At 66.8% G+C, this 25,396-nt stretch carries 19 protein-coding genes; 12 read left to right on the top strand and 7 right to left on the bottom strand.

Features of this window, described 5'->3' with window-relative positions:
- Positions 1 to 64: 64 nt before the first annotated feature.
- From cuyA to EV687_RS17360, 5 genes are all read left to right on the top strand, one after another.
- Entirely contained in the window at positions 65 to 1,090 is a 1,026-nt protein-coding gene (cuyA, locus tag EV687_RS17380; protein WP_122231548.1) for a D-cysteate sulfo-lyase, read from the top strand.
- A 252-nt stretch (positions 1,091 to 1,342) separates the two neighbouring features.
- Positions 1,343 to 2,734, top strand: a complete 1,392-nt coding sequence (locus EV687_RS17375) for a dicarboxylate/amino acid:cation symporter (RefSeq protein ID WP_122231546.1) — start codon at positions 1,343 to 1,345, stop codon at positions 2,732 to 2,734.
- A 377-nt stretch (positions 2,735 to 3,111) separates the two neighbouring features.
- Positions 3,112 to 4,989, top strand: a complete 1,878-nt coding sequence (locus tag EV687_RS17370; protein WP_423201109.1) for a S9 family peptidase — start codon at positions 3,112 to 3,114, stop codon at positions 4,987 to 4,989.
- Positions 4,990 to 5,060: 71 nt separating this feature from the next.
- Positions 5,061 to 6,878, top strand: coding sequence for a sensor histidine kinase (locus EV687_RS17365; protein WP_162846670.1), 1,818 nt, complete (start codon positions 5,061 to 5,063; stop codon positions 6,876 to 6,878).
- A gap of 16 nt (positions 6,879 to 6,894) precedes the next feature.
- Entirely contained in the window at positions 6,895 to 8,292 is a 1,398-nt protein-coding gene (locus EV687_RS17360) for a sigma-54-dependent transcriptional regulator (protein WP_122231542.1), read from the top strand.
- A gap of 217 nt (positions 8,293 to 8,509) precedes the next feature.
- Here the strand turns inward: EV687_RS17360 and ppc are convergent, their stop codons facing one another.
- Positions 8,510 to 11,314: a phosphoenolpyruvate carboxylase gene (gene ppc / locus EV687_RS17355; protein WP_242612706.1), complete on the bottom strand. Its 2,805-nt coding sequence runs from the start codon at positions 11,312 to 11,314 to the stop codon at positions 8,510 to 8,512.
- 326 nt (positions 11,315 to 11,640) lie between these two features.
- Between ppc and EV687_RS17350 the strand changes: the two genes are divergently transcribed.
- Positions 11,641 to 12,243 (top strand): nitroreductase family protein, encoded by a 603-nt coding sequence (locus EV687_RS17350; RefSeq protein WP_122231538.1) that lies wholly within the window; start codon positions 11,641 to 11,643, stop codon positions 12,241 to 12,243.
- A 324-nt stretch (positions 12,244 to 12,567) separates the two neighbouring features.
- On the opposite strand, the gene EV687_RS17345 is transcribed toward EV687_RS17350, so the two are convergent.
- The 6 genes from EV687_RS17345 to EV687_RS17320 all read right to left on the bottom strand — a co-directional run bounded on the left by EV687_RS17345 (position 12,568) and on the right by EV687_RS17320 (position 16,841).
- Positions 12,568 to 13,221, bottom strand: coding sequence for a hypothetical protein (locus EV687_RS17345; RefSeq protein ID WP_122231536.1), 654 nt, complete (start codon positions 13,219 to 13,221; stop codon positions 12,568 to 12,570).
- Between the two features lie 26 nt (positions 13,222 to 13,247).
- The gene (locus tag EV687_RS17340; protein WP_130466547.1) at positions 13,248 to 13,883 is read right to left on the bottom strand and encodes a hypothetical protein; all 636 of its coding nucleotides are present in this window, start codon (positions 13,881 to 13,883) and stop codon (positions 13,248 to 13,250) included.
- A gap of 72 nt (positions 13,884 to 13,955) precedes the next feature.
- On the bottom strand, positions 13,956 to 14,705 hold the full coding sequence (locus EV687_RS17335) for a phosphate/phosphite/phosphonate ABC transporter substrate-binding protein (RefSeq protein ID WP_122231532.1): 750 nt from the start codon (positions 14,703 to 14,705) through the stop codon (positions 13,956 to 13,958).
- A complete protein-coding gene (locus EV687_RS17330) occupies positions 14,702 to 15,196 on the bottom strand; it encodes a PAS domain-containing protein (RefSeq protein WP_122231530.1) in 495 nt (164 codons plus the stop codon). The genes EV687_RS17335 and EV687_RS17330 overlap by 4 nt, the downstream gene beginning before the upstream one ends.
- Positions 15,197 to 15,223: 27 nt before the next feature.
- Entirely contained in the window at positions 15,224 to 15,586 is a 363-nt protein-coding gene (locus tag EV687_RS17325; protein WP_122231528.1) for a roadblock/LC7 domain-containing protein, read from the bottom strand.
- A 238-nt stretch (positions 15,587 to 15,824) separates the two neighbouring features.
- Positions 15,825 to 16,841, bottom strand: coding sequence for an SdiA-regulated domain-containing protein (locus EV687_RS17320; protein ID WP_122231527.1), 1,017 nt, complete (start codon positions 16,839 to 16,841; stop codon positions 15,825 to 15,827).
- A gap of 117 nt (positions 16,842 to 16,958) precedes the next feature.
- Here EV687_RS17320 and EV687_RS18995 point away from each other — a divergent pair, with 117 nt between their 5' ends.
- The 6 genes from EV687_RS18995 (at position 16,959) to EV687_RS17295 (ending at position 25,366) form a co-directional block, all read left to right on the top strand.
- A complete protein-coding gene (locus tag EV687_RS18995; protein WP_165392840.1) occupies positions 16,959 to 17,135 on the top strand; it encodes a hypothetical protein in 177 nt (58 codons plus the stop codon).
- A 409-nt stretch (positions 17,136 to 17,544) separates the two neighbouring features.
- Positions 17,545 to 18,723: a bifunctional 2-methylcitrate synthase/citrate synthase gene (gene prpC, locus EV687_RS17315; RefSeq protein WP_122231523.1), complete on the top strand. Its 1,179-nt coding sequence runs from the start codon at positions 17,545 to 17,547 to the stop codon at positions 18,721 to 18,723.
- Positions 18,724 to 18,874: 151 nt separating this feature from the next.
- Positions 18,875 to 21,532: a Fe/S-dependent 2-methylisocitrate dehydratase AcnD gene (gene acnD / locus EV687_RS17310; protein ID WP_122231521.1), complete on the top strand. Its 2,658-nt coding sequence runs from the start codon at positions 18,875 to 18,877 to the stop codon at positions 21,530 to 21,532.
- A 79-nt stretch (positions 21,533 to 21,611) separates the two neighbouring features.
- Positions 21,612 to 22,799 (top strand): 2-methylaconitate cis-trans isomerase PrpF, encoded by a 1,188-nt coding sequence (gene prpF, locus EV687_RS17305; protein ID WP_122231519.1) that lies wholly within the window; start codon positions 21,612 to 21,614, stop codon positions 22,797 to 22,799.
- 54 nt (positions 22,800 to 22,853) lie between these two features.
- A complete protein-coding gene (locus EV687_RS17300) occupies positions 22,854 to 23,723 on the top strand; it encodes an isocitrate lyase/PEP mutase family protein (protein ID WP_122231517.1) in 870 nt (289 codons plus the stop codon).
- Positions 23,724 to 23,908: 185 nt separating this feature from the next.
- The gene (locus EV687_RS17295) at positions 23,909 to 25,366 is read left to right on the top strand and encodes a bifunctional 2-methylcitrate dehydratase/aconitate hydratase (protein ID WP_122231515.1); all 1,458 of its coding nucleotides are present in this window, start codon (positions 23,909 to 23,911) and stop codon (positions 25,364 to 25,366) included.
- The last annotated feature ends 30 nt before the right edge of the window (positions 25,367 to 25,396 follow it).

Below are 25,396 nucleotides of genomic sequence, written 5' to 3'. Positions count from 1 at the left end.
TCCATTTGTTGACCGACCTCGTCCGGCCTGTGCGCCCGGGCTTTCCCCTCTTGAGACCATCACCATGCATCTGAGCCGCTTTCCCCGCGTCAAACTCACCCAGGCGCCCACGCCGCTGCAGCCCCTCGCGCGCCTGACGGCGTTGCTGGGCGGGCCCAATCTCTACATCAAGCGCGATGACAACACTGGCCTGGCGCTGGGCGGCAACAAGACCCGCAAGCTGGAGTTCCTGATCGGCGAAGCGCTGGCCAGGAAGGCCACGCACATCGTCACGCAAGGCGCCGTGCAGTCCAACCACGTGCGCCAGACGGTGGCCGCCGCGGCCCTTCATGGCCTCAAGGCCACCGTGCTGCTCGAGGAGCGCGTGGCCGAGGCGGATGCCATCTACCGCGAGAATGGCAATGTGCTGCTCGACCAGATCTTCGGCGCGAGCATCGAGTACCGCCCGGCAGGTCTGGACATGAACCAGGAGCTGGTGGCGGTGGGTGAGCGCCTGCGGGCCGCTGGCGAGGAGCCCTACCTGATTCCCGGCGGCGGCTCCAATCCGGTGGGTGCGCTCGGCTATGTGGAATCGGCGCAGGAGCTGATCGCGCAGGCCAATGACCGGCAGTTGCGCATCGACCACGTGGTGCACGCCACCGGCAGTGCCGGCACGCAGGCCGGCCTGGTGGTCGGCCTCGAGGGCAACAACGCGCAAATCCCGGTGCTGGGTATCAGCGTGCGCGCACCGCGCGAAAAGCAGGAAGAGAACGTCGCCCGGCTGGCCCAGGCGACCTGGGAGCTGCTGGGCATTCGCGGCGACTTCCCGCGCGAGGCCGTCGAGGCCAATGCCGACTACGTGGGCGGCGGCTACGGCGTGCCCACCGAAGGCATGCTCGAAGCCGTTCAGCTGCTCGCCCGCACCGAGGGCATCCTGCTCGACCCGGTATACAGCGGCAAGGGCTTCGCCGGCCTGTTGGACCTGATCCGCAAGGGCCGCTTCCGCAAGGACGAGAACGTGGTGTTCGTGCACACCGGGGGTGCCGTCGGCCTGTTTGCCTACCAGCCGGTGCTGGCCCGGCATGCGGCGCAGGCAGCGCAGGCGTCCTGAAGAAGGCCACGCTCGAAAGCTCCATTCAATGGATTTCCATACAGACAAACAGATGTCTGTATGGAAATCCATTGAAAACACCCGTCGGGCAATGCCCATTCCCTTGAAAATCAGTTAGATACCCGAGTCTGTCAACTGGCATTGGTCTTGCAGAAGGGCCTGCCGGCGCATGCGGCGCCCATCCCTTCCAGAGCAACCAGCCACGCCACTGCGCCCCGCGCTGCGGCGCCATCAGCCAGGAGACAGACAAACATGGGAAATCCCACGACCACGCCCGCGGCCAACAGCGAGTGGAACCAGCCCCGCCCCCCGCTCTACAAGAACCTCTACGTCCAGGTCATCGCCGCCATCGTCATCGGCGTCGCGCTTGGCCACTTCTTCCCCGACAGCGGCAAGGCCATGAAGCCGCTGGGCGACGGCTTCATCAAGCTCATCAAGATGATCATCGCGCCGATCATCTTCTGCACGGTGGTGGTGGGCATCGCCGGCATGGAGGACATGAAGCGCGTGGGCAAGACCGGCGGCCTGGCGCTGCTGTACTTCGAGGTCGTCAGCACCATCGCGCTGCTGATCGGCCTGCTGATGATCAACGTCATCCAGCCCGGTGCCGGCATGAACGTCGACCCCTCCAAGCTCGATGCCGCCAGCGTGGCGGCCTACACCGAGCCGGGCAAGATGAAGACCACCACGCAGTTCCTGATGGACATCATCCCGAACACCGTTGTCGATGCCTTTGCCAAGGGCGAGATCCTGCAGGTGCTGCTGTTCGCCGTGCTGTTCGGCTTCGCGCTGCACCGTTTCGGCGGCCGCGGCACGCGGGTGTTCGACTTCATCGAGAGTTTCTCGCACGTGCTGTTCGTGATCGTCGGCTACATCATGCGGCTCGCGCCCATCGGCGCCTTCGGCGCCATGGCCTTCACCATCGGCGAGTACGGCCTGGGTTCATTGCTCAACCTCGGCAAGCTGATGCTGACCTTCTATGGCACCTGTCTGCTGTTCATCTTCGTGGTGCTGGGCACCATCGCACGCCACACGGGCTTCTCGATCCGGCGCTTCATCCGCTACATCAAGGACGAACTGCTGATCGTGCTGGGCACGTCCTCGTCCGAATCGGTGCTGCCGCGCATGATGCACAAGATGGAGAACCTGGGCGCGCGCAAGTCGGTGGTGGGCCTGGTGATCCCGACGGGCTATTCCTTCAACCTCGACGGCACCTCGATCTACCTGACCATGGCGGCGGTGTTCCTCGCGCAGGCCACCAACACGCCGATGTCGCTGTTCGAGCAGCTCACCCTGCTGGCGGTACTGCTGCTGACCTCCAAGGGCGCCGCCGGCGTGACCGGCAGCGGCTTCATCGTGCTGGCGGCCACGCTCTCGGCGGTCGGCCACGTGGATGTCACCAGCATCGCCATCCTGCTGGGCATCGACCGCTTCATGTCGGAGGCGCGCGCGCTCACCAATCTGATCGGCAACGGCGTGGCCACGCTGGTGGTGGCCAAGCACACCGGCGACCTCGACACCGAGCGCATGCACAAGGTGCTGGCCGGCGAGCCGGTGGACGATCTGGCCCCTGTCGCCGACGCCGGTGTGGATGCGGCAGCAGACGATGCCATGGAAGCCTCGCACAAGCCGGCCCAGGCCTGAGGCGGGCAGAAACGGGCGACATGGCTTGAACCGGCCGCCCCCCCGCCGGGACACCATCACCCCATCGAGAAGAGCATGGGGCGACACGAGCACCGGCACAGGTACAGGCAGCGGCCCAGGAGTACGAAACCCAGACTGCGGACCGCAGCCTTCGCCACGGCAACGGTTTGTAACAACACGGCAGGCACCCGGGCCGGGCTGCCTGGCGTACGGGATACTTGTCCAGCGCATTGCAGGTCGCCCCTCGACAATGCGTTGAACGATTGGCGGCCATCCGGTATCCAAGGAGGCTCCATTCCTCCCGAACACCCAGCCCCATGCACTCCATGTCCCGCCCGGCTCTGGCCGGCTTTCTTGCTTTCTCGATGGCCTTTTCCATGACCGCTAACGCCACAACCGAAGCCACAGCCTCACCTGCCCGGCAGTTCCCGCTGCAGGATTTCTTCCGCAATCCCGACAAGGGTTATTTCCGCCTGGCCGATGATGGTCAAACGCTGGCCTTCATGCAGCCGGTCTCCGTCGATGGCCAGCCGCCCCGCATGAACATCTTTGTGCAGGCGCTCGACGGCCTGGCGCCAACCGGCGCGGCGCGGCGCCTCACTGCCGAGACCGCACGCGACATCGGCGGCTATTTCTGGAAGGGCAGCCACACCGTCCTGTACTCCAAGGATTTCGGCGGTGACGAGAACTTCCACGTGCTGGCAGTCGACGCCAGCAGCGGCGAGGTGCGCGACCTGACGCCGTTCGAGAACGTGCGCGCGGGCATCATCGACGACCTGGAAGATGATCCCGAGCACGTGCTGCTGACGCACAACCAGCGCCAGCCCGAGGTGTTCGACGTCTACCGCGTCAACGTGCACACCGGTGCCTCCGAGCTGGTGGCCTCCAACCCCGGCAACATCGTCGGCTGGCTCACCGATCACCAGGGGCGGGTGCGCGTGGCGATCGCCAGCGACGGCCTGGAGAGCGTGCTGCTGTACCGCGATGACGAGGCCGGCGAATTCAAGCCGCTGATCTCCACCAACTACCGCACCGAGGTCAGCCCGCTGTTCTTCAGCTTCGACGACAAGAAGCTCTACGCATTGAGCAACCGCGGCCGCGACAAATCGGCGCTGGTGGTCATCGACCCGGCTCGGCCTGACGAAGAGGAACTCGTCTATGCCAGCGAGCAAGTGGACATCAGCTCGGCCTCCTATTCGCGCCTGCGCAAGGTGCTGACCGAGGTGTCCTGGGAGACCGACAAGGAGCAGCGCCACTTCTTCGACGCGCAGGCGCGCCAGCGCTACGAGGCACTCAGCCGGCATCTGCCGGGATACACGGTGGCGCTGCAGGGCGCCAGCCGCGACGAGAACACCTACATCGTCGCCGCCTACAACGACCGCACGCCCGGCTCGCGCTATCTGTACGATGCGCGCGCCGACACGCTCGCCAAGCTTGCCGACATCAACCCGGCGCTGCCCGAGTCGCAGATGTCGCAAACCCGCCCCGTCAGCTACACCAGCCGCGATGGCCTGACCATCCATGGCTACCTGACGCTGCCGGCCGGCCGCGAACCGCGCAATCTCGCCTGCATCGTCAACCCGCATGGTGGCCCATGGGTGCGTGACAGCTGGGGCTACAACCCCGAGGTGCAGTTCCTCGCCAACCGCGGCTACTGCGTGCTGCAGATGAACTACCGGGGCTCGACCGGCTACGGCCGCCAGTTCTGGGAAGCGGGCTTCGGCGAATGGGGCCTGAAGATGCAGGACGACATCACCGACGGCGTGCACTGGCTGATCGAGCAGGGCATCGCCGACCCTCGGCGCGTGGGCATCTACGGCGGCAGCTACGGCGGCTATGCCACGCTGGCGGGAGTGGCCTTCACTCCCGACCTGTATGCCGCCGCGGTGGACTACGTGGGCGTCTCCAACCTGTTCACCTTCATGGAAACGATCCCGCCGTACTGGAAGCCCATGCTGGAGAAAATGCGCGACATGGTGGGCGACCCGGTGCGTGACAAGGAGCGCCTGACGGCGACCTCGCCCGCCCTGCATGCCGAACAGATCACCACGCCGCTCTTCATCGCCCAGGGAGCGCGCGACCCGCGCGTCAACAAGGCCGAGAGCGACCAGATGGTCGAAGCCCTGCGCAAGCGCGGCGTGGAGGTGGAATACATGGTCCGCGACAACGAGGGCCATGGCTTCCACAACGATGAAAACAAGTTCGCGTTCTATGCCGCGATGGAAGCCTTCCTGCGCCACCACCTGCAGCCGTGAGCCGCAGCCTGCCGCGTGGCAGGGCGATGAATCTGGACTATGCTTGGCGCTGTCCCGCCCCACGGCCTCGCATGCCCTCTTCGCCCCTCCCGGTCTTCCCGATCCTCCCACCCCTTCGCCGCTGGCTGCTGCCGCTGCTGGCCCTGGCGCTGACGCTGGCCGCCGCCTGCGGCGCGCACGCCTGGGTATGGCGCCATGGCCTCGCCGAGCTGCGCGATGCCGGGGCACACCGGCTTGAGCTCCTCACGCTCGACCTGGAGGCCACGCTGGCACGCTTCGAATACCTGCCGGCCCTGCTTGAGCACGCCCCGGATGTCATGCGGCTGCTGCAGCACGGCGATGACCGCACGCTGCAGGCGACGGTCAGCGAGCACCTGCACCACATCAACGCCACCGCAGGCGCCGAGCTGCTGTACCTGGTGGACCGCAGCGGCCTGGCCGTCGCCGCCGACGATGCTGGCCAGCCCGGCTCGCCATGGGGCACCTCGTTCGCCTACCGCCCCTATGTGCAGCAGGCACTGGCCGGCGGCCGCGGGCACTTCTTCGGCATCGGCATCACCACCGGCCGGCCGGGCTACTACCTTTCGTATGCGCTGCCGCGCGCGGCGCAGCCCGAACATGGCGACGCGGTGCTGGGTGTGGCGGTGGTCAAGATCGGCCTGAGCGATGCCGAGCAGCGCTGGCACAAGCTGCCGGGCGAAGTGCTGGTGCTCGACGAGAACGGCGTGGCCGTACTGTCCACGCAGGGCCGCTGGCGCTACCACCCGCTGAACCCGATTCCCGACGCCACCCGCGCCAAGCTCGACCGCGAACGCAGCTACCGCACCACCCTCGGCGCATCGCTGCCATGGCGGCCTTTGCAAGACCTGGGCCCTGATGCGCAGCTCGTGCGGCTGGAGGAGACCTCCTATCTGGCTTCGCGGCGCGCCTTGCCTTCGGGCGGGCTGCAGGTGTTGGTGCTCGAGCCCACCGGCCCGCTGCGCCAGCGCGCCCTCGGCGCGGGCGCGCTGGCGGCGGCACTGGCCGCCGTCGCTTTCCTGCTGCTGGCGCTGCGCTACCAGCGCCAGCGCAGCCTGCGCCAGCGGCTCGCCAGCCAGCAGGCATTGCAGGCCGCCCACGATTCGCTCGAAGCCGAGGTCGAGCGCCGCACCCGGCAGCTGCAGCAGACCCAGCGGGAGCTGATCCAGGCCGAGAAGATGGCCGCGCTCGGCCAGATGTCGGCCGGCATGGTGCACGAGATCAACCAGCCGCTGGCGGCCATGCGCACCCTGGCCGACAACGCCCAGGTGCTGCTGCAGCATGACCGCCATGCGGACGTGGCGCGCAACCTGCAGCGCATCGGCACGCTGGTGCAGCGGCTGGCGGCCATTGCCCAGCCGCTCAAGGTGTTCGCGCACAAGCCGACTGCGCCGCTGCAGGCCGTGCCGGTGGCGCAGGCCGTGCAGCAGGCGCTGGCCGTGCTGGAGCCGCGATTGGCCACCGGCGGCCCGGCGGCCGTGCAGGTGCAGGTCGACATCGCGCCGACCGACCTCGCGGTGCAGGCCGATGCACTGCGGCTTGAACAGGTGCTGGTCAATCTGATCGGCAATGCCGCCGATGCCCTGCAGCAGCAGCCGGCGCCCCGCATCGCCATCCAGGCCCGTGCAGATACGGTTGGCGAAGCCAGACAGGTCCGCATCGCCATCTGCGACAACGGACCGGGCATCGCCGCCGACATGCTGCCACGCCTCTTCGAGCCGTTTTCCACCAGCAAACCCGCCGGTGTCGGCCTGGGCCTGGGCCTGATGATCAGCGAACACCTCGCGCGCGAGATGGGCGGGCGCCTGAGCGGCGAGAATCGTCCCGCTGGCGGCGCCTGTTTCAACCTGCAGTTGCCTGCCGCCACCTGAACACCTGCCGCACACCATGACCGACAAACCCACTGCCCCTCCCATCCGCGTCCTGCTCGTCGAGGACGACGCCGACGTGCGCCTGGGCTGCCAGCAGGCTCTCGAACTCGCCGGCTTCGCGGTCGAGGCGCACGCCAGCGTCGAGACCGCGCGTGGCGCGCTGCATCCGGGCGCGCCATTGGTCATCGTCTGCGACGTGCGCCTGCCCGGCACCAGCGGGCTGGCCTGGTTGCCGCAGGTGCTGGCCCAGGATACCGAGCTGCCCTTCATCCTGGTGACCGGCCACGGCGATGTGGCGATGGCCGTGCAGGCCATGCGCCAGGGTGCTTACGACTTCATCGAGAAACCGTTTTCCTCCGAGCAGCTCGTGGCCACCGTGCGCCGTGCCATCGACAAGCGCCGCCTGGTGCTGCAGGTGGGCACGCTGCACAGCCAGCTGGCCCAGCGCGATGCCCAGGCGCGCCACGGCCTCGAGGCGGTGCTGATCGGCCACTCCCCGGCCATCGAGCGGGTGCGCCAGACCATTCTGGCGCTGGCCGCCACCAACGCCGATGTGCTGATCTATGGCGAGACCGGCACCGGCAAGGAACTGGTGGCGCGCTGCCTGCACGACTTCAGCGCACGCCGCCAGCATGCCTTCGTGCCGCTGAACTGCGGCGGCCTGCCCGAGAACCTGGCCGAGAGCGAACTGTTCGGACACGAGGCCGGCGCCTTCACCAGCGCGCAGAAGCTGCGCGTGGGCAAGTTCGAGTATGCCCATCAGGGCACGCTGTTCCTCGACGAGATCGAGAGCATGCCGCTGGCCATCCAGGTCAAGCTGCTGCGCGCACTGCAGGAGCGGCAGGTCGAGCGCATCGGCTCGAACCGCGCCATTCCCATCGACACCCGCGTGGTGGCCGCCAGCAAGCACGAGTTGCGCGCGCTCAGCGAGCGCCAGCAGTTCCGTGCCGATCTCTATTACCGCATCGCCGTGGCCTTCATCGAGTTGCCGCCGCTGCGCGAGCGGCGCGAGGACATCCCGCTGCTGTTCGAGCATTTCTGCCTGCTGGCCGCGCGGCGCTACCAGCAAGCGGTGCCGCCGCACGATGCGGCGCTGCTGGCCACGCTGATGGCGCAACCCTGGCCCGGCAATGTGCGCGAACTCCGGAACGCCGCCGACCGCCATGTGCTCGGCCTGCCCGGCACCGCGCCCTGGCAGCCGCCGGGCCGCCAGGCACCGCCGTCCGCGCCCGCCGCGGGTGGTCTGGGCGAACAGCTCGGCTGGTTCGAGAAGGCGCTGATCACCGATGCGCTGCGCCAGGCCCGGGGCGATGTGACCGCCGCCGCAGCCGCCCTGCAGCTGCCCAAGCCCACGCTGTACGAGAAGATCCGCAAGCTCGGCATCGATCGGGCGCAGCTGCAGCGCGAGGACTGAGAACCTGTTCAAAGTCCCGGCGGGCTTGCCGTTGCGCCTGAAAGATCGTGATGGATGGCAAGGCTCAGGCCGCAGCCGCGGTTTTCCAGGTGCAGCCCGAACGGCATGGCACAGCCATGCGGCTGCGCGGCGAGACCATGAACACGCCCTGAACGCCCTCACCGCATCTGGGTCACAGCCACGCTGAAGAGCAGGACCGGCCGGACGCCTGCCCGGCTCAACCCGTGTTGCGCAGCGCCGCGGCAATGCCGTTGATGCTGATGTGGATGGCGGTTTGCACGCGCTCGTCGGTCTCGCCGGCGCGCCAGCGGCGCAGCAGCTCGACCTGCAGGTGGTGCAGCGGATCGATGTAGGGGAAGCGGTGGCGGATCGAGCGCGCCAGTCCCGGATTGGCGGCCAGGCGCTCGCCGTGGCCGGTGATCTGCGTCAGCGCGAGGACGGTGCGCTGCCATTCGGCCGCCATCGCCGCAAAAACCTGCCGCGCCAGTGCCTGGTCGGGCACCAGCGTGCTGTAACGCTCGGCCAGCGCCAGGTCGCTCTTGGCCAGCACCATGTCCATGTTCGAGAGCAGCGTGCGAAAGAACGGCCACTCGCGCGCCATCTGCTGCAGCCGCGCCAGGCGTTCGTCGCGTCCGGCCGGCTCGGCCTCCAGGTAATGGGCCACGGCGCTGCCGAAGCCATACCAGCCCGGCAGCGTCAGGCGGCTCTGGCCCCAGCCGAAGCCCCAGGGAATGGCGCGCAGGTCCTCGAGGCGCTGGCCCGGCTTGCGCGAGGCGGGGCGCGAGCCGATGTTGAGCTCGGCGATCTCGCGCACCGGCGTGGCGTTGAAGAAGTAGCTGGCGAAGTCCGGCGTCTCGTAGACCAGTTGGCGATAGGCGGCCATGCTGGCGTCCGAGAGCTGCTGCGCCGCCTGCAGGAAGTCGGCCGGCACCTCGCGGCGCTGCGGCAGCAGCGTGGCCTCGAGCGTGGCGGCCACCAGGGTTTCCAGGTTGCGCCGGCCGATTTCGGGATTGGCGTACTTGGAGCCGATCACCTCGCCCTGCTCGGTCAGGCGGATCTGCCCGCACACCGTGCCCGGCGGCTGCGCCAGGATGGCGTCGTAGCTGGGGCCACCGCCGCGGCCGACGGCGCCGCCGCGGCCATGGAACATGCGCAGGCCGATGGCGCTGCCATGCTGGCGGCCCAGCTCGGCAAAGCATTCGGCCAGCCGCGTCTCGGCCACGTAAAGCTCCCAGTTGCTGGTGAGGATGCCGCCGTCCTTGTTGCTGTCCGAGTAGCCGAGCATGATGTCCTGCTCGGCGCCCGAGGCCAGCACCATGCGGGCGATGCCGTCCTGCGCGTAGTAGTCGCGCATGATGCCCGGGGCATTGCGCAGGTCGCCGATGGTCTCGAACAGCGGCACGACGATGATGGCCGCGCGCGCGCCCTCGGCCAGCAGGCCCTGCACCAGCCCGGCCTCCTTGAGCAGCAGCAGTGCCTCGAGCAGGTCGCTGACGCTTTCGGTGTGGCTGATGATGTAGTGGCGGATGGCCTGCGGGCCATAGGTGGTCAGCGCCTCGCGGGCGGCATCGAAGATGGCCAGTTCGCCCTGTGCCTTGTCGGAATAGGCGTGATCCAGCACGCGCAGCGGCCGCGCCTCGCCCAGCAACTGCAGCAGCAGGCGGCAGCGCGCGGCCTCGTCCAGCGCGGCGTAGTCGGACTCGACGCGGGCGACCTGCAGCAGTTCCGTCAGCACCGCTTCGTGCTGGTCGGAGCTTTGCCGCATGTCCAGCGTGGTGAGGTGAAAGCCGAACACCTCGACCTTGCGCAGCAGCGGCTGCAAGTGGGCGCTCAGCAGCGCCGTGCCATGGTGGCTGCGCAGCGACTCGGCAATGACCTGCAGGTCGGCCAGCAGTTCGCCGGCGTGGGCATAGGCCGGGCCGGGCCGCTGCACCAGCCGGGGCGGCTGGGCGCCGGGCGAGAGCTGCGCCAGCGTAGCGGCCAGGCGCGCATAGATGCCGGTGAGCACGCGCCGGTAGGGCTCGTCGTCACGGTGCGGGCTGTCGTCGCCGCTGCGTTCGGCCAGCGCGCGCAGCTCGGCGCTGACACCGGCGCGCCGCTCGGACATCGAGAGCTCCGCGCCCAGCGCATGCACCTCGTCGAGGTAATGGCGCAGTGCCACCGCCGCTTGCCGGCGCAGCGCATAGCGCAATGTCTGGGCGGTGACGTTGGGGTTGCCGTCGCGGTCGCCGCCGATCCACTGGCCCATGCGGAAGAAGCTGGCGATGTGGGGTTCGTGCAGGCGCTTTTCCAGTTCGGCATAGAGCTGCGGGATCTCGCGCAGAAAGGTGGCTTCGTAGTAGCTCAGCGCGTTCTCGATCTCGTCCTGCACGCTCAGGCGCGAGTAACGCAGCAGGCGCGTCTGCCACAGCTGCGTCACGCGCGCGCGCAGCGCCTCCTCGTTGTCGGCCAGCCGCCCCGGCAGGCGCGCATCGGGCTGCGCATCGAGGCGGGACTGCTCCAGCCACTGGCCGCGCTGGGCCAGCAATGCGGCAATGGTCTTCTCGGCATCGAGAATGCTCTTGCGCTGTACCTCGGTGGGATGCGCGGTGAGCACCGGAGACACATAGGCGTTGTCGAGCATGCGCACGATGGCGCCGTTGTCCACACCGGCCTGGCGCAGCGCCTCGAGGGCGCCGGCAATGCTGCCGCGCGAATGCTCGCCGCGCCGCTCGTGCACCTCGCGCCGCCGCAGGAAATGCTGGTCCTCGGCCAGGTTGGCCAGGTGGCTGAAATAGGTGAAGGCGCGCACCACCGTCACGGTCTGGTCACCCGAGAGCTGCTCGAGCAACCGCTGCAATGGCACCTCGTCGGAGCTGCGCTCGCGCCGGTCGGCCACAGCCAGCTGGCGGATGCGTTCGATCAGCGCGAAGTCGTCCTCGCCCTCCTGCTCGCGGATCACATCACCAAGAATGCGGCCCAGCAGGCGGATGTCTTCCAGCAGGGGACGCTCTTTCTCGCTCTCGTTCGGGTAGGTGTTCATGGTTCTTGCGCTCATGGGGCAAGGGTTCGCGCATCACGCCGCGCGCGCCCATGCCGGATCGATGGGGGTGGATAGGCAAACGCAAACATTATGCAAGCAGCACGGCCCGCGCCCGCGCCCGCGCCCGCGCCCGCGCATCATGCATCGCAGCCGCGTCTGCAGGGAATTGCGATTTCGGCTATCTTGTGCGCTGCAAAACCAGGCTGGGCCGAAGGGGTGTGCAGCACGGCAAACGGCCACGCCGCCGCTACCGCTGGCCTCATCCCCATGTCGGCCGATGCCTGGAGCCTGTTGACGATCTTCCACAACGAAAGCCTTCTGCAACCATGAGCAATCCCGCCATCGACGCGCTGCGCAAGCGCCGCACCCAGTACGCACTCGGCAAGAACCTGCCCATCGCCGAGACCGAGGCCGAAGCCCTGATCCACGAGGCCGTGCGCCTGGCGCCCTCCTCGTTCAATTCGCAGAGCTCGCGCGCCGTGATCCTGTTCGGTGCGGCCAGCGTGAAGCTGTGGAACATCGTGCGCGAGACGCTGCGCCCGCTGGTGCCGGCCGACCAGTTCGGCTCGACCGACAAGAAGCTCGACGGCTTTGCCGCCGGAGCCGGCACCGTGCTGTTCTTCGAGGATGGCGAGACCATCCGTGACCTGCAGGAAAAATATGCGCTCTACGCAGAGCACTTTCCGGTGTTCTCCGAGCATTCGGCCGGCATGGCCCAACTGGCGGTGTGGACGGCGCTGGCCGAGGCCGGCATCGGTGCCAGCCTGCAGCATTACAACCCGCTGATCGACGCCGAAGTCACGCGCACCTGGAATCTTCCGCCAGCCTGGAAGCTGCGTGCGCAGATGCCGTTCGGCTCGAACGAGAAGCCGTTTGGCGAGAAGACCTACATCGACGACGCGATCCGCTTCCGCACCTTCCGCGATTGAGCCGGACACCCAGTCCCTCAGGACCTGTTCACGCCGATCTCCGAAGAAAAGGCCGCTGGAAAGCGGCCTTTTCCATGCGCATCGATGTGCTCAGAACCTGTTTGCGATCTTTTCATGGGTCACGCGGAAGGTCAAAAATGCAGTGGGCAAGGCGGGCAACGCCGCTCGGTGCGTTTTTGACCTCCCGCCCTTCGGGTTGTCCCGGCAGGCGCGCGCTGCGACGTGACAAATCCTCGCCGGGCCACCGGCCCGACTGCGGTTTGCGCCTTGCATCGCATCGCCTGTCGGGACAACGTGACCCATGAAAAGATCGTAAACAGGTTCTCAGAAATCCGGCAGGAAGCGCTTGCCGGCCAGGCAGATGCCCCAGACCAACTCGACCAGTGCCAGGTTGTTGAGCAGGGGCTCGTCACCGATGATGATCCAGTAGCCGGCGCCATCGACCCAGATCGGCACGAACGACCAGCTCGGCAGCAGCAGCTGCGGATCGTCGAAGAAGGACACATAGCGGCTCGCGCCCTGCCAGCCACGACGCGCCTGACGCCGCGCATATTCGGAGAAGTCGGCAGCGGCGGCACTGAGCGCCTCGGCCTCGTCCTGCTCAACGCCCACGCGATCAAGGCAGAAACCGCTCTCGGAAGCGAGCACCGCGCGGCGCTCGCCCGAGAGCGGCGCGATGACGTGGCGGATGAAGTCCGACAGGCGCGTATCCGGGCCGTTGACCGGCGCCGACAGCACCTGCACCCATTGCTGATCGCGCGCCTGTTCGAGGTAGGCATTGTGGCGCGTCGAAATGCTCCACTCGCTCTTGCTCACGGCCAGTTCCTTGCGCAACAGCGATTGCAGGGCCAGCTGCAGCTCATTTGGCTCGGCCGAGCCGAAGGCCTGCAGGACACCTTGGGGCGTGAGGGTCAGCCAGCTGTCGAACAGGCCGTTCGACGGCCGGGCTCGTGACGATGAAGGTGGGATCGATGACATAGGAGAAGGGGCTTGGGATGTACGGGTCAGGAGGCGCTGGCCGCGCCGGCGGCATCGCCTTCGAGCTTCGCGGCCACATCCAGCCAGGCCGGTGTGAGCTCCAGGCCCTGGCGCAGCAATTCGCGGCGTGCCAGCATGAAGGCCAGCTTGTCCTGGCAGGCGCTGCAGTGTGCCAGGAATTCGTATTCCAGCAGCTCGACGGCGGCACTGGCATCGGCGGCATCGCCACCGGTCATTGCGCGCACCACCTGTTCGGCCAGACGGCGCGAGTCGTCGCCGCTGGCGCGGCGACTGCGCGCCGGCGCCGCCGCCGAGGGCTGCACCATGACGCTCCAGCGGTTGGCCACCAGACTGATCGGCCCGATCATCTGGCCACTCTGGCGCAGTTGCTGGAACACACTGGAGACGTGCCGCGGCAAACGCGCCTGCGCCAGCTCGCTGGCCAGCTGGCGCAAATCCTGACCACGGCTCGCCGTGACGGCATGGAACAGGTCGGCCAGGCAGCCCTGCAACGGATCGCTGCCCGGCAGGTCCATGGCCGCCTGCAGACGTTCCAGGTGGAGCTGCGCATCATCCGGGCGCACGCGCAACTGGCGCGCCAGTGCACGCATGCGCTGTCGCGCCAGCCAGCCCAGGGCTTCGGATGGCAAGGCATCAGGCATGGTCAACCCCTCTCGGGCCGGGCCTGCTGGCACCGGCGGTGCGGTCGTGGCTGTGACTGTCCATCGCGGGCGTCAGTCCAGCAAGGTGTCCATCAGGTCGATCATGAACTCGGCGTCCTCCTGGTCCATCGGCTCAAGGCCCTCCCCCAACCCCATGGCCTCGAGCACGTCGGCATCGCCAGGCTGCGAGCCGATGCCCAGCATGGCGGTGCGGATCACCGGCAGGTCGGCCTGCACGCGCGGGTGCGCAATCAGCACGTGCGAGATGTCCTTGAGGGAACTCTCGACCAGCGGCCTGAGCTGGCTGAGCGTCAGCCGCGAGAGCGAATGGAAGGCCGAGGCCAGGAAGAAGCCGGCATCGACCTGCCCCTTGATGACCTGCCTGGCGGCCGCCTGGTAACTGTCGGCCAGCACCCATTGCACATCGGCCTCGGCCAGATCGGCGGGTTCCAGCAGGCGCAGGCCGATCAACTTGACGTCATGGTTGGCCGTCAGCGCGATCCGGCAGCCCGGACGCAGGTCCTCGACCCGGTTGATGACGGAGCTGGCCGGCACGGCGATCACCATCTCGTTGGAACGGTTGACCGGCCGCGCGAACGGGATGTAGCCTTTGTCGCGGATCAGCTCGGCGGCGTCGAAGGGGTTGGCGTAAAGCACATCGACCGTCTCCTTGTCCAGGAGCGCGGCCTGCTCGACGGCATCCTGCGGCATGACCAGATGCAGCTGCATGCCCGCACGCCTTTGCAGCACGGTGTTGAAGAGGTGCCAGCCGGCGAAGTTCTGCGGCGGAAAGTCGGGGGCGACCAGGAAATTGAGAGTCATTGGGCCTGCCCTTCCTCAGCCAGCCAGTCACGGTAAAGCGGCACGACTTCCTCGATGCGGGTGCGCGAGGGTTTGCGCCGCACCGAGGTGTAGCCGACCACCTCGCCATGGCGCACATTGGGCACCACCGTGGCATAAACCCAGTAGAAGCCGCCATCCTTGCGCAGGTTCTTCACATACCCATGCCATTTCTTCTTGGCAAAGGCATCGTCCCACAGGCTCTTGAAGGCCTTGGCCGGCATGTCCGGATGGCGCAGGATGTAGTGCGGCGCCCCCAGCAGATCCTCGCGCGCATAGCCGCTCATCAGCACGAAGGCGTCATTGGCGTGGGTGATGACACCCTGCAGATCGGTGCGCGAGACGATCAGTTGTCCTTCCGGAAACGGCGTCTCCACCTCGGTCCAGTAGACCTGGCGGGACGTTCCATCGAAATAGGTCAGCCGCTTGCCCTGGCTCTCCCCCTCGGGCTGTTGCATGTCCGGCAATCCCATGGTGCTTCTTCCTCCGCTCTTTCGATCTCAGATCTGGCTGGCCAGGGTTTGCGCGGCCCGCTTGATGTCGAGGAACAACAGGCCCAGCTTGGCGTTGGCCTTGGCGGTGACGGTCAGCACCGCCTCTTCGCCGGCGGAGGTCATGATGATGACGCCGTTGCTGCCCTGGATCAGCACGCGCTCGAGTGCGCCGCGTGCGAGCTCGCGCGCCGCGCGCTCGCCCATCGACAGGATGGCCGCCGACATGGCGCCAATGCGGTCCTCATCCATGCCCTGCGGCATGGCCGAGGCCACCAGCAAGCCGTCGATGGAGATCAGTGCGGAGGCCTCGATATCGGCCGTCGAGCCGTTGAGCTCCTTCAAGGTGCTTTCAAGAATGTCAATACGCATGGCTACCCGTTCTAGTGTGCATGACACTTCGCTGCAGCGGAAACGAAGTGTCAAAAATTCATCAATCAACTGCCAGTCTACCAAAATGAAAGATACAAGTAATGACAGAAATCAACAAATTGCATTCAATTGAGGCGTGCGTTGCCGTGCTCTTCCTCTGCGCGCCATCGTGCGAGTAGACGCCCGGCGCGGCTCGCCGTCAAGTCCGGCATCCCGGATGGGACATGGCGCGACGGGTTCAGAACGGAGCGCCGGGACGGTACCGGTAAAAGGCATTGGGCTCGCTGGCCACGTAAATGTGTCCATCGGCATCCAGCGCCAGGCCCTCAGGCTGGGGCATGGGCAGCGCATCCCACCAGCGCTCGGGCATGAGGCTGCGCACCCCGAGCAGGCGGCCCTGGGCATCGATCTCGACCAGGCTTTGCGATTCGTCGCTCAGCAGCAGCAGGTTGCCGGTGTCCGCGCGAAAGGCAATGGCCGAGAGGTCGGTCAGAAACGGCACCTTGGCCAGCAGGTGGCTGACATCCTCGAGCGCCGGCGTCTGTCCCTGCGGCAGCGTGCTGAACTGGCGGATGCGGTAAAGCGCCACCGGACTCTTTTCCTTGGCAATGTAGAGGCTGTCGCTGGTGGCGTCATAGGCCAGCCCTTCATAGCCGCGGTTGTTCTGGTCATGGAAGCTGAGCTTCCAGCGCCGCACCGCCTCTTCGGGAACCTCGGCTTGGTCGGGCGCGGGCAGATCGAACATCACCAGGGTGTTGCGGCCTTCCTGAATGGCGACGACCTTGCCTGCGCCCAGGTACACCAGATCCTCCAGATCCGACATGCCATGGATGCGGTGGCGGCTGACCAGTTCCCCCTCGCGCGTGAGCCGCAGCAGATCGGCAGGCCGGTTGAGGATGCCCAGCAACTGGCCATGTTCGGGCATGTAGGCTAGGCCGGAAAAGTTGTCGCGCACGCCATCGATGCGGGTCTTGAAATCGAACGCATAGCGGTGCAATGACAAAGAGTCGATCGGCCCGGCATCGCCGGATGCCCAGACCTGCTGCATGTGCTCGTCATGCCCAAACCACCAGCGCTCCAGCCGGTTGTGCGCATGGTAGTAGCGAATCGCCACGAACAGCACCGCACTCACCACCACCAGCCCGAGCAACAGCTTGACCGTCTGCCATACCCTCCGCAGCAAACGCTGGCGCCAGCCACGCTGCGGCGCAGTTGCGGGCAGCCCTGCAGGGGCTGCGGCCATACCGTCACTCATGTGAATTCCTCTTCCATGCCGTTGTGTCGCCTTGACTGCGCCTGTTTGTGGAATGCCAGTCCTCCGGCATTCCAGGACACGCCGATCCTGTCGCGGCAAGGATTCTAGGCGGGCAATGTGACTAAGAACCTGTTTACGATCTTTTCATGGGTCACGCGGAAGGTCAAAAATGCAGTGGGCAAGACGCCCGTCGCCGCCCAGACTGGCCGTCTGGGCAAGGCGGGCAACGCCGCCCGGTGCATTTTTGACCTCCCGCCCTTCGGGTTGTCCCGGCAGGCGCGCGCTGCGGTGTGACAAATCCTCGCCGGGTCACCGACCCGACTGCGGTTTGCGCCTTGCATCGCATCGCCTGCCGGGGCAACGTGGCCCATGAAAAGATCGTGAACAGGTTCTGAAAACCTGCCGAACAGCCCTGCGGGCATCCTGGCCATACCTACAAACATTGCGAAGCCCTTCGCAAAAAGATCGTTCCATAGGGGTGCACGACTGGCGCCGGCGCGACACATTCCCTCTGTCGGCGGGGACGGAGCGCTTCATAATTCGCAATATTCGCAAATAGCCATGCTTTTCTTCACAGGAATTTGCGCATTCAGTGCTTCACTGCAGGGGCCGGATGTCTCTACAGTGTGCCAAGGATCTGCGCACCGCCCCGGCAGGCGGCGGCACCCGCCCCATTGATTGATGACCGTTCCAAGGAGACTCCATGACAAGCACGTCCAGCAGCGCAACAGAAAACACCAGCACCCCGGCCTTCAAGCCCAAGAAGTCGGTGGCCCTCTCGGGCGTGGCCGCCGGCAATACCGCGCTGTGCACGGTCGGCAAGACCGGCAATGACCTGCACTACCGCGGCTACGACATCCTGGACGTGGCCGAACAGTGCGAATTCGAGGAAATCGCCCACCTGCTGGTGCACGGCAAGCTGCCCACCGCCGCCGAGCTCAAGGCCTACAAGACCAAGCTGCAAAGCTTGCGCGGCCTGCCTGCACAGGCCAAAGCTGTACTGGAAGCCATTCCCGCCGCCGCCCACCCGATGGACGTGATGCGCACCTACGTCTCGATGCTGGGCACGGTGCAGCCCGAGAAGGACGACCACAACCTGCCCGGCGCGCGCGACATCGCCGACAAGCTGATGGCCTCGCTGGGCTCGGCGCTGCTCTACTGGTATCACTTCGCCAACAACGGCCGCCGCATCGAGGTGGAGACCGACGACGACTCCATTGGCGGCCACTACCTGCACCTGCTGCATGGCAAGAAGCCGCCCGAATCCTGGGTCAAGGCGATGCACATCAGCCTGATCCTCTACGCCGAGCACGAATTCAACGCCTCGACCTTCACCAGCCGCGTGATCACCGGCACGGGCTCGGACATCTATTCGGCCATTGCCGGCGGCATCGGCGCACTGCGCGGCCCCAAGCACGGCGGTGCCAACGAAGTCGCCTTCGAGATCCAGCAACGCTACGACAACCCGGATGAGGCCGAGGCCGACATCCGCGCCCGCGTCGAGAAGAAGGAAGTGGTGATCGGCTTCGGCCACCCGGTCTACACCATCAGCGACCCGCGCAATGTGGTGATCAAGAAGGTGGCCAAGCAGCTCTCCGACGAGGCCGGCTCGACCAAGATGTACGACATCGCCGAGCGCCTGGAATCGGTGATGTGGGAAGTCAAGAAGATGTTCCCCAACCTGGACTGGTTCAGCGCCGTCAGCTATCACATGATGGGCGTGCCGACCGCGCAGTTCACGCCGCTCTTCGTGATCGCGCGCACCGCCGGCTGGAGCGCGCACATCATCGAGCAGCGCATCGACGGCAAGATCATCCGCCCCAGCGCCAACTACACCGGGCCGGAGAACCAGGCCTTCGTGCCGCTGTCCGAGCGCCGCTGAGCCCTGCCCGGGCCGGCTCCATGCCAGCATGGCCCGGGCATGCCAGCCCGGGCCGTTTCACCATAACAAGTCCATCCAAGCCCCTGCGCGCCAGTGACACACGGCGCGGCCCCGAACACCGGCGGCGGCTGTGCCCACGAGAACAAGCCCCATGAACACGCCATTTCGCAAACCCCTTCCAGGCACCGGCCTGGACTATTACGACGCCCGCGCCGCCGTCAACGCCATCCAGCCAGGCGCCTGGGAGCAGTTGCCCTATACCGCCCGCGTGCATGCCGAGAATCTGGTGCGCCGCGCCGACCCGCAAAAGCTCAACGACTATCTCACGCAGCTCATCGAGCGGCGCCGCGACCTGGATTTCCCGTGGTTTCCGGTGCGCGTGGTCTGCCACGACATCCTGGGCCAGACCGCGCTGGTGGACCTGGCCGGGCTGCGCGACGCCATTGCCGATGCCGGCGGCGATCCGGCGCAGATCAACCCGGTGGTGCCGGTGCAGCTCATCGTCGACCACTCGCTGGCGGTGGAATGCGGTGGTTATGTCCCGGATGCCTTTGCCAAGAACCGCGCCATCGAGGACCGCCGCAACGAGGACCGTTTCCACTTCATCGAGTGGACCAAGGATGCCTTCGACAACGTCGACGTGATCCCGGCAGGCAACGGCATCATGCACCAGATCAATCTGGAGAAGATGTCGCCGGTGGTCTATGTGCAAAAAGACGGGGAACGGGGCGTGGCCTTCCCCGACACCTGCGTGGGCACCGACAGCCACACGCCGCACGTCGACGCGCTGGGGGTGATCGCCGTGGGCGTGGGCGGACTCGAAGCCGAGAACGTGATGCTGGGACGCGCCTCCTGGATGCGCCTGCCCGACATCGTCGGCGTGCGCCTGACGGGCCGGCGCCAGCCAGGCATCACCGCCACCGACATCGTGCTGGCACTGACCGAGTTCCTGCGCAAGGAGCGTGTGGTGGGTGCCTATGTGGAGTTCTTCGGCGAGGGTGCCGACAGCCTCTCCATCGGCGACCGCGCGACCATCTCGAACATGTGCCCGGAGTACGGCGCCACTGCCGCGCTGTTCTACATCGATGGTCAGACCATCGATTACCTCAGGCTGACCGGCCGGGATGACGAACAGGTCAAGCTGGTGGAGAACTACGCCAGGACCGCCGGCTTCTGGGCCGACAGCCTGAAAACCGCACAGTACGAGCGCGTGCTGGAGTTCGATCTCTCCAGCGTGGTGCGCAACATGGCCGGCCCCTCCAACCCGCACCGCCGCCTGCCGGTGGCGGCCCTGGCCGAACGCGGCATCGCCGACGAGGCCAAGCTGGCTGCAGGCAAGGCCGGGGAAGCCCAGGGCCTGATGCCCGATGGCGCCGTCATCATCGCCGCCATCACCAGCTGCACCAACACTTCCAACCCGCGCAACGTCATTGCCGCCGCGCTGATGGCGCGCAACGCCAACCGGCGCGGCCTGATGCGCAAGCCCTGGGTCAAGACCTCGCTGGCGCCCGGCTCCAAGGCGGTCGAGCTGTACCTGAAGGAAGCCGGTCTGCTGGAAGACCTGGAGCAGCTCGGCTTCGGCATCGTCGCCTTCGCCTGCACCACCTGCAACGGCATGAGCGGCGCGCTCGACCCCGCAATCCAGCAGGAGATCATCGACCGCGATCTCTACGCCACCGCCGTGCTCTCGGGCAACCGCAACTTCGACGGCCGTATCCACCCCTACGCCAAACAGGCCTTCCTGGCTTCGCCTCCACTGGTGGTGGCCTATGCGATTGCCGGCACCATCCGTTTCGACATCGAGCAGGATGTGCTCGGCATGGACGCCGACGGCAACGAAGTGCGCCTCAGGGACATCTGGCCCAGCGACGAGGAGATCGACGCCATCGTGGCGCAAGCCGTCAAGCCCGAACAGTTCCGCAAGGTGTACGAGCCGATGTTCGCCGCCCGCGTGGAGAGCGGCGAGACCATCAGCCCGCTGTATGACTGGCGCCCGATGTCCACCTACATCCGCCGCCCGCCCTACTGGGAAGGCGCACTGGCCGGCACGCGCACCTTGAAGGGCATGCGCCCGCTGGCGGTACTGCCCGACAACATCACCACCGACCACCTCTCGCCCTCGAACGCCATTCTGATGAACAGCGCCGCTGGCGAGTACCTGCACAAGATGGGTCTGCCGGAAGAAGACTTCAATTCCTACGCCACCCACCGCGGCGATCACCTGACGGCCCAGCGCGCCACCTTTGCCAATCCCAAACTCGTCAACGAGATGGCCGTGGTCGATGGCGAAGTCAAACAGGGCTCGCTGGCGCGCCTGGAGCCCGAGGGCAAGGTGCAACGCATGTGGGAGGTGATCGAGACCTACATGGCGCGCAAGCAGCCGCTCATCATCATCGCCGGTGCCGACTACGGCCAGGGCTCCAGCCGAGACTGGGCCGCCAAGGGCGTGCGGCTGGCAGGCGTGGAAGCCATCGTCGCCGAGGGTTTCGAGCGCATCCACCGCACCAACCTGATCGGCATGGGCGTGCTGCCGCTGGAATTCAAACCCGGCACCACCCGCAAGACGCTGGGCATCGACGGCACCGAGACCTTCGACGTCATCGGTGAGCGCACGCCGCGCGGCACGCTGACGCTGGTGATCCATCGCAGGAATGGAGAAACCGTCGAAGTCCCGGTGACCTGCCGCCTGGATTCCGACGAAGAAGTGTCGATCTATGATGCTGGCGGCGTGCTGCAGCGCTTTGCGCAGGATTTCCTCGCCTCCAGCGGCTCCGGCGGCAACACCCGGCAGACGCAGGCGGTGCACTGACGCCCACCCATCCACACCGGAACCCGCCCTTCGCCGCACCACCAACCGGCCATCGAGCCCAAGCAGGAGACCATCGCCCATGTCCAACGCCGCGCAAGTCAAAGTTCCAGCCACCTACATGCGGGGCGGCACCTCGAAGGGCGTGTTCTTCCGTCTGGAAGACCTGCCGGCCGCCGCGCGGCAGCCGGGACACGCCCGCGACCGCCTGTTCCAGCGCGTCATCGGCAGCCCCGATCCTTATGCCAAGCACACCGACGGCATGGGGGGCGCGACCTCGAGCACCAGCAAGTGCGTGATCCTCTCGCCCAGCGCGCAGCCGGACCACGACGTGGACTACCTCTACGGGCAGGTCTCGATCGACACCGACTTCGTCGACTGGTCGGGCAATTGCGGCAACCTCTCGACCGCCGCAGGCGCCTTCGCGGTCCACGCCGGCTATGTCGATCCGGCGCGCATTCCCGCCAATGGCAGCGTCGCCGTGCGCATCTGGCAGGCCAACATCGGCAAGACCATCATCGCGCATGTGCCCATCACCGACGGACAGGTGCAGGAAACCGGTGACTTCGAGCTCGACGGCGTGACCTTCCCGGCCGCCGAGATCGTGCTGGAGTTCCTCGACCCGGCCGAAGACGACGACAACGGCGGCGCGCTGTTCCCCACCGGCAACCTGATCGACGAGCTTGAGGTGCCCGGCATCGGCCGCTTCCAGGCCACGCTGATCAATGCCGGCATCCCCACCATCTTCCTCAACGCGGCGGACATCGGCTACACCGGCAGCGAACTGCAGGAGGCCATCAACAGCGATGCCGCCGCGCTGGCGCGCTTCGAGACCATCCGCGCCTGGGGTGCCGTGCAGATGGGTCTGATCCGGGATGTCGCCGAAGCCGCCACACGCCAGCACACGCCCAAGGTCGCCTTCGTTGCGCCGCCGGCCGCCTACACCGCCTCCAGCGGCAGGCAAGTGCGGGCCGAGGACATCGACCTGCGCGTGCGCGCGCTCTCGATGGGCAAGCTGCACCATGCCATGATGGGCACTGCGGCGGTGGCCATCGGCACCGCCGCGGCCATTCCAGGCACGCTGGTCAACCTGGCCGCCGGCGGCGGTGAACGACAGGCTGTGCGCTTTGGCCACCCGTCGGGCACGCTGCGCGTGGGCGCCGAGGCGCGGCTGGAGCATGGCCAGTGGCGCGTCACCAAGGCCATCATGAGCCGCAGCGCCCGCATACTGATGAGCGGCTGGGTGCATGTTCCCGGTGATGCCTTTTAAACTGCGCTGATAGGCCCTGCCGGCTGTCGGACTCTCTCTCAAGGAACCCCTTCCATGTCCATCCATACCACCCGCAAGAAACTCAGGGAACTCGTCAATGCCAAACGCGGCGTGATCGTGCCCGGCGCCTTCAACGCCCTCTCGGCCCGCGTCATCGCCGACCTCGGCTTCGAGGCCATCTACGTCACCGGCGCCGGCGTCACCAACATGTGGTTCGGCATGCCCGACCAGGGCTTCATGGGCCTGGCCGAAATCGCCGATCACACCGCACGCATCCGCGATGCGGTGGACGTACCGCTGCTGGTCGATGCCGACACCGGCTTCGGCAATGCCCTCAACGTCTACCACACCGTGCGCACGCTCGAGCGCGCCGGTGCCGACTGCATCCAGCTCGAGGACCAGGTGGCGCCCAAGCGCTGCGGCCACTTCAGCGGCAAGGACGTCATCAGCACCGAGGAGGCCGTCAGCAAGATCAAGGCCGCCGTCGATGCGCGGCGTGACCCGGATTTCCTCATCATGGCCCGCACCGATGCCGCCGCCGTGCATGGTTTCGAGGCCGCCGTCGAGCGCGCCCAGCAATTTGCCGAGGCCGGCGCCGACATCCTGTTCGTCGAGGCCGTGACCAAGCCGGAGGAAGTGCGCGCACTGCCCCAGCGCCTGGCCACACCGCAGCTGATGAACATGGTCATCGGCGGCAAGACGCCGATCTTCAACGCCACCGAACTGGGCGAGCTGGGCTTTGGCATCGTGCTCTATGCCAACGCCGCACTGCAGGGGGCGGTCATGGGCATGCAAAAGGCCCTGACGGTGCTGCGCGACGAGAAGGAAGTGCTGGAATCGAGCGGCCTCGTCACACCCTTTGCAGAACGCCAACGCCTGGTTGGCAAGCCCGAATGGGATGCGCTGGAGAAAAAATACAGTTGAGTATCATGGTCCGGCGCCGCATGTGACAGCACGTGGCGCCGGACCACCCGAATCCCCGCCCCCAGCCAGGACATCCAGCCAGGCCAAGGGATTGCGCCCACCGGCAGCCCGCACGGCTGACGCGCCGCGTCCGCACGCGCCGCCCGCTGCGTTGCCATCCGCAACCTTTCACTCCTGGAGATGCCATGTCCTCGCCCATCAGCAACGTCCGCCCCGATTTCGACCAGGTCATCGTCGACATCGCCGACTACGTTCTCAACGACCAGATCCAGTCGCCGCTGGCCTATGAGACGGCGCGCAACTGCCTGATCGACACCCTCGGCTGCGGCCTGGAGGCGCTGGAATACCCTGCCTGCACCAAGCTGCTCGGGCCCATCGTGCCCGGCACCGTCGTGCCCCATGGCGCCAAAGTCCCCGGCACGCAGCACCAGCTCGATCCGGTGCAGGCGGCCTTCAACATCGGCGCGATGATCCGCTGGCTGGATTTCAACGACACCTGGCTGGCCGCCGAATGGGGTCACCCATCCGACAACCTGGGCGGCATCCTCGCCGTGGCAGACTGGCTCAGCCGCCGCAATGTGGCCGCCGGACGCAAGCCGCTGACCATGCGTGACGTGCTCACCGGCATGATCAAGGCGCACGAGATCCAGGGTTGCATCGCGCTGGAGAACAGCTTCAACAAGGTCGGTCTCGACCATGTGGTGCTGGTCAAGGTGGCCTCGACGGCGGTCGTCGCGCAGTTGCTCGGCCTCTCGCGCGACGAGACCCTCAATGCCATCTCGCTGGCCTGGGTCGATGGCCAGTCGCTGCGCACCTACCGCCACGCCCCCAACACCGGCAGCCGCAAGAGTTGGGCCGCGGGCGACGCCACCAGCCGCGCGGTGCGCCTGGCGCTGATGGCGCAAACCGGTGAAATGGGCTACCCCAGCGTGCTCACCGCGCCGGTGTGGGGCTTCTACGACGTGCTGTTCAAGGGCCAGCCGTTCCGCTTCCAGCGGCCCTATGGTTCGTACGTGATGGAGAACGTGCTGTTCAAGATCAGCTTCCCGGCCGAGTTCCACAGCCAGACGGGCGTGGAGGCGGCCATGACGCTGTACGGCAAGCTCCAGGCGCTGGGCAAGACCGCCGCCGACATCCGCAAGGTGACCATCCGCACGCACGAAGCCTGCATCCGCATCATCGACAAGCAGGGGCCGCTGGCCAACCCGGCCGACCGGGACCACTGCATCCAGTACATGGTGGCCGTGCCGCTGATCTTCGGGCGGCTCACCGCCGCCGACTACGAGGACAAGGTCGCCGCCGATCCGCGCATCGACGCGCTGCGCGAGAAGATCAACTGCGTGGAAGACCCGCAGTTCACCCGCGACTACCACGACCCCGACAAGCGCAGCATCGCCAACGCGCTGACGGTGGAGCTCAATGACGGCACCGTGCTCGACGAAGTGGTGGTGGAGTACCCGATCGGCCACAAGCGCCGCCGCGCCGACGGCATTCCGCTGCTGGAGGCCAAGTTCCGCACCAACCTGGCGCGCAAGTTCCCGGCCAGGCAGCAGCAGGCCATCCTGGATGCGTCGCTGGACCAGGCCACGCTGGAAAACATGCCGGTCAACGAGTATATGGACCTGTACGTCATCGCGGCCTGACCGCCGCGACCGGCAGCGGGGATAAGCGAG

The organism is Corticibacter populi (assembly GCF_004217315.1).
Classification (GTDB): domain Bacteria; phylum Pseudomonadota; class Gammaproteobacteria; order Burkholderiales; family Burkholderiaceae_C; genus Lampropedia; species Lampropedia populi.
Note: the sequence above shows the minus strand (reverse complement) of the source record. Positions and strands in the feature narration are given on the sequence as shown.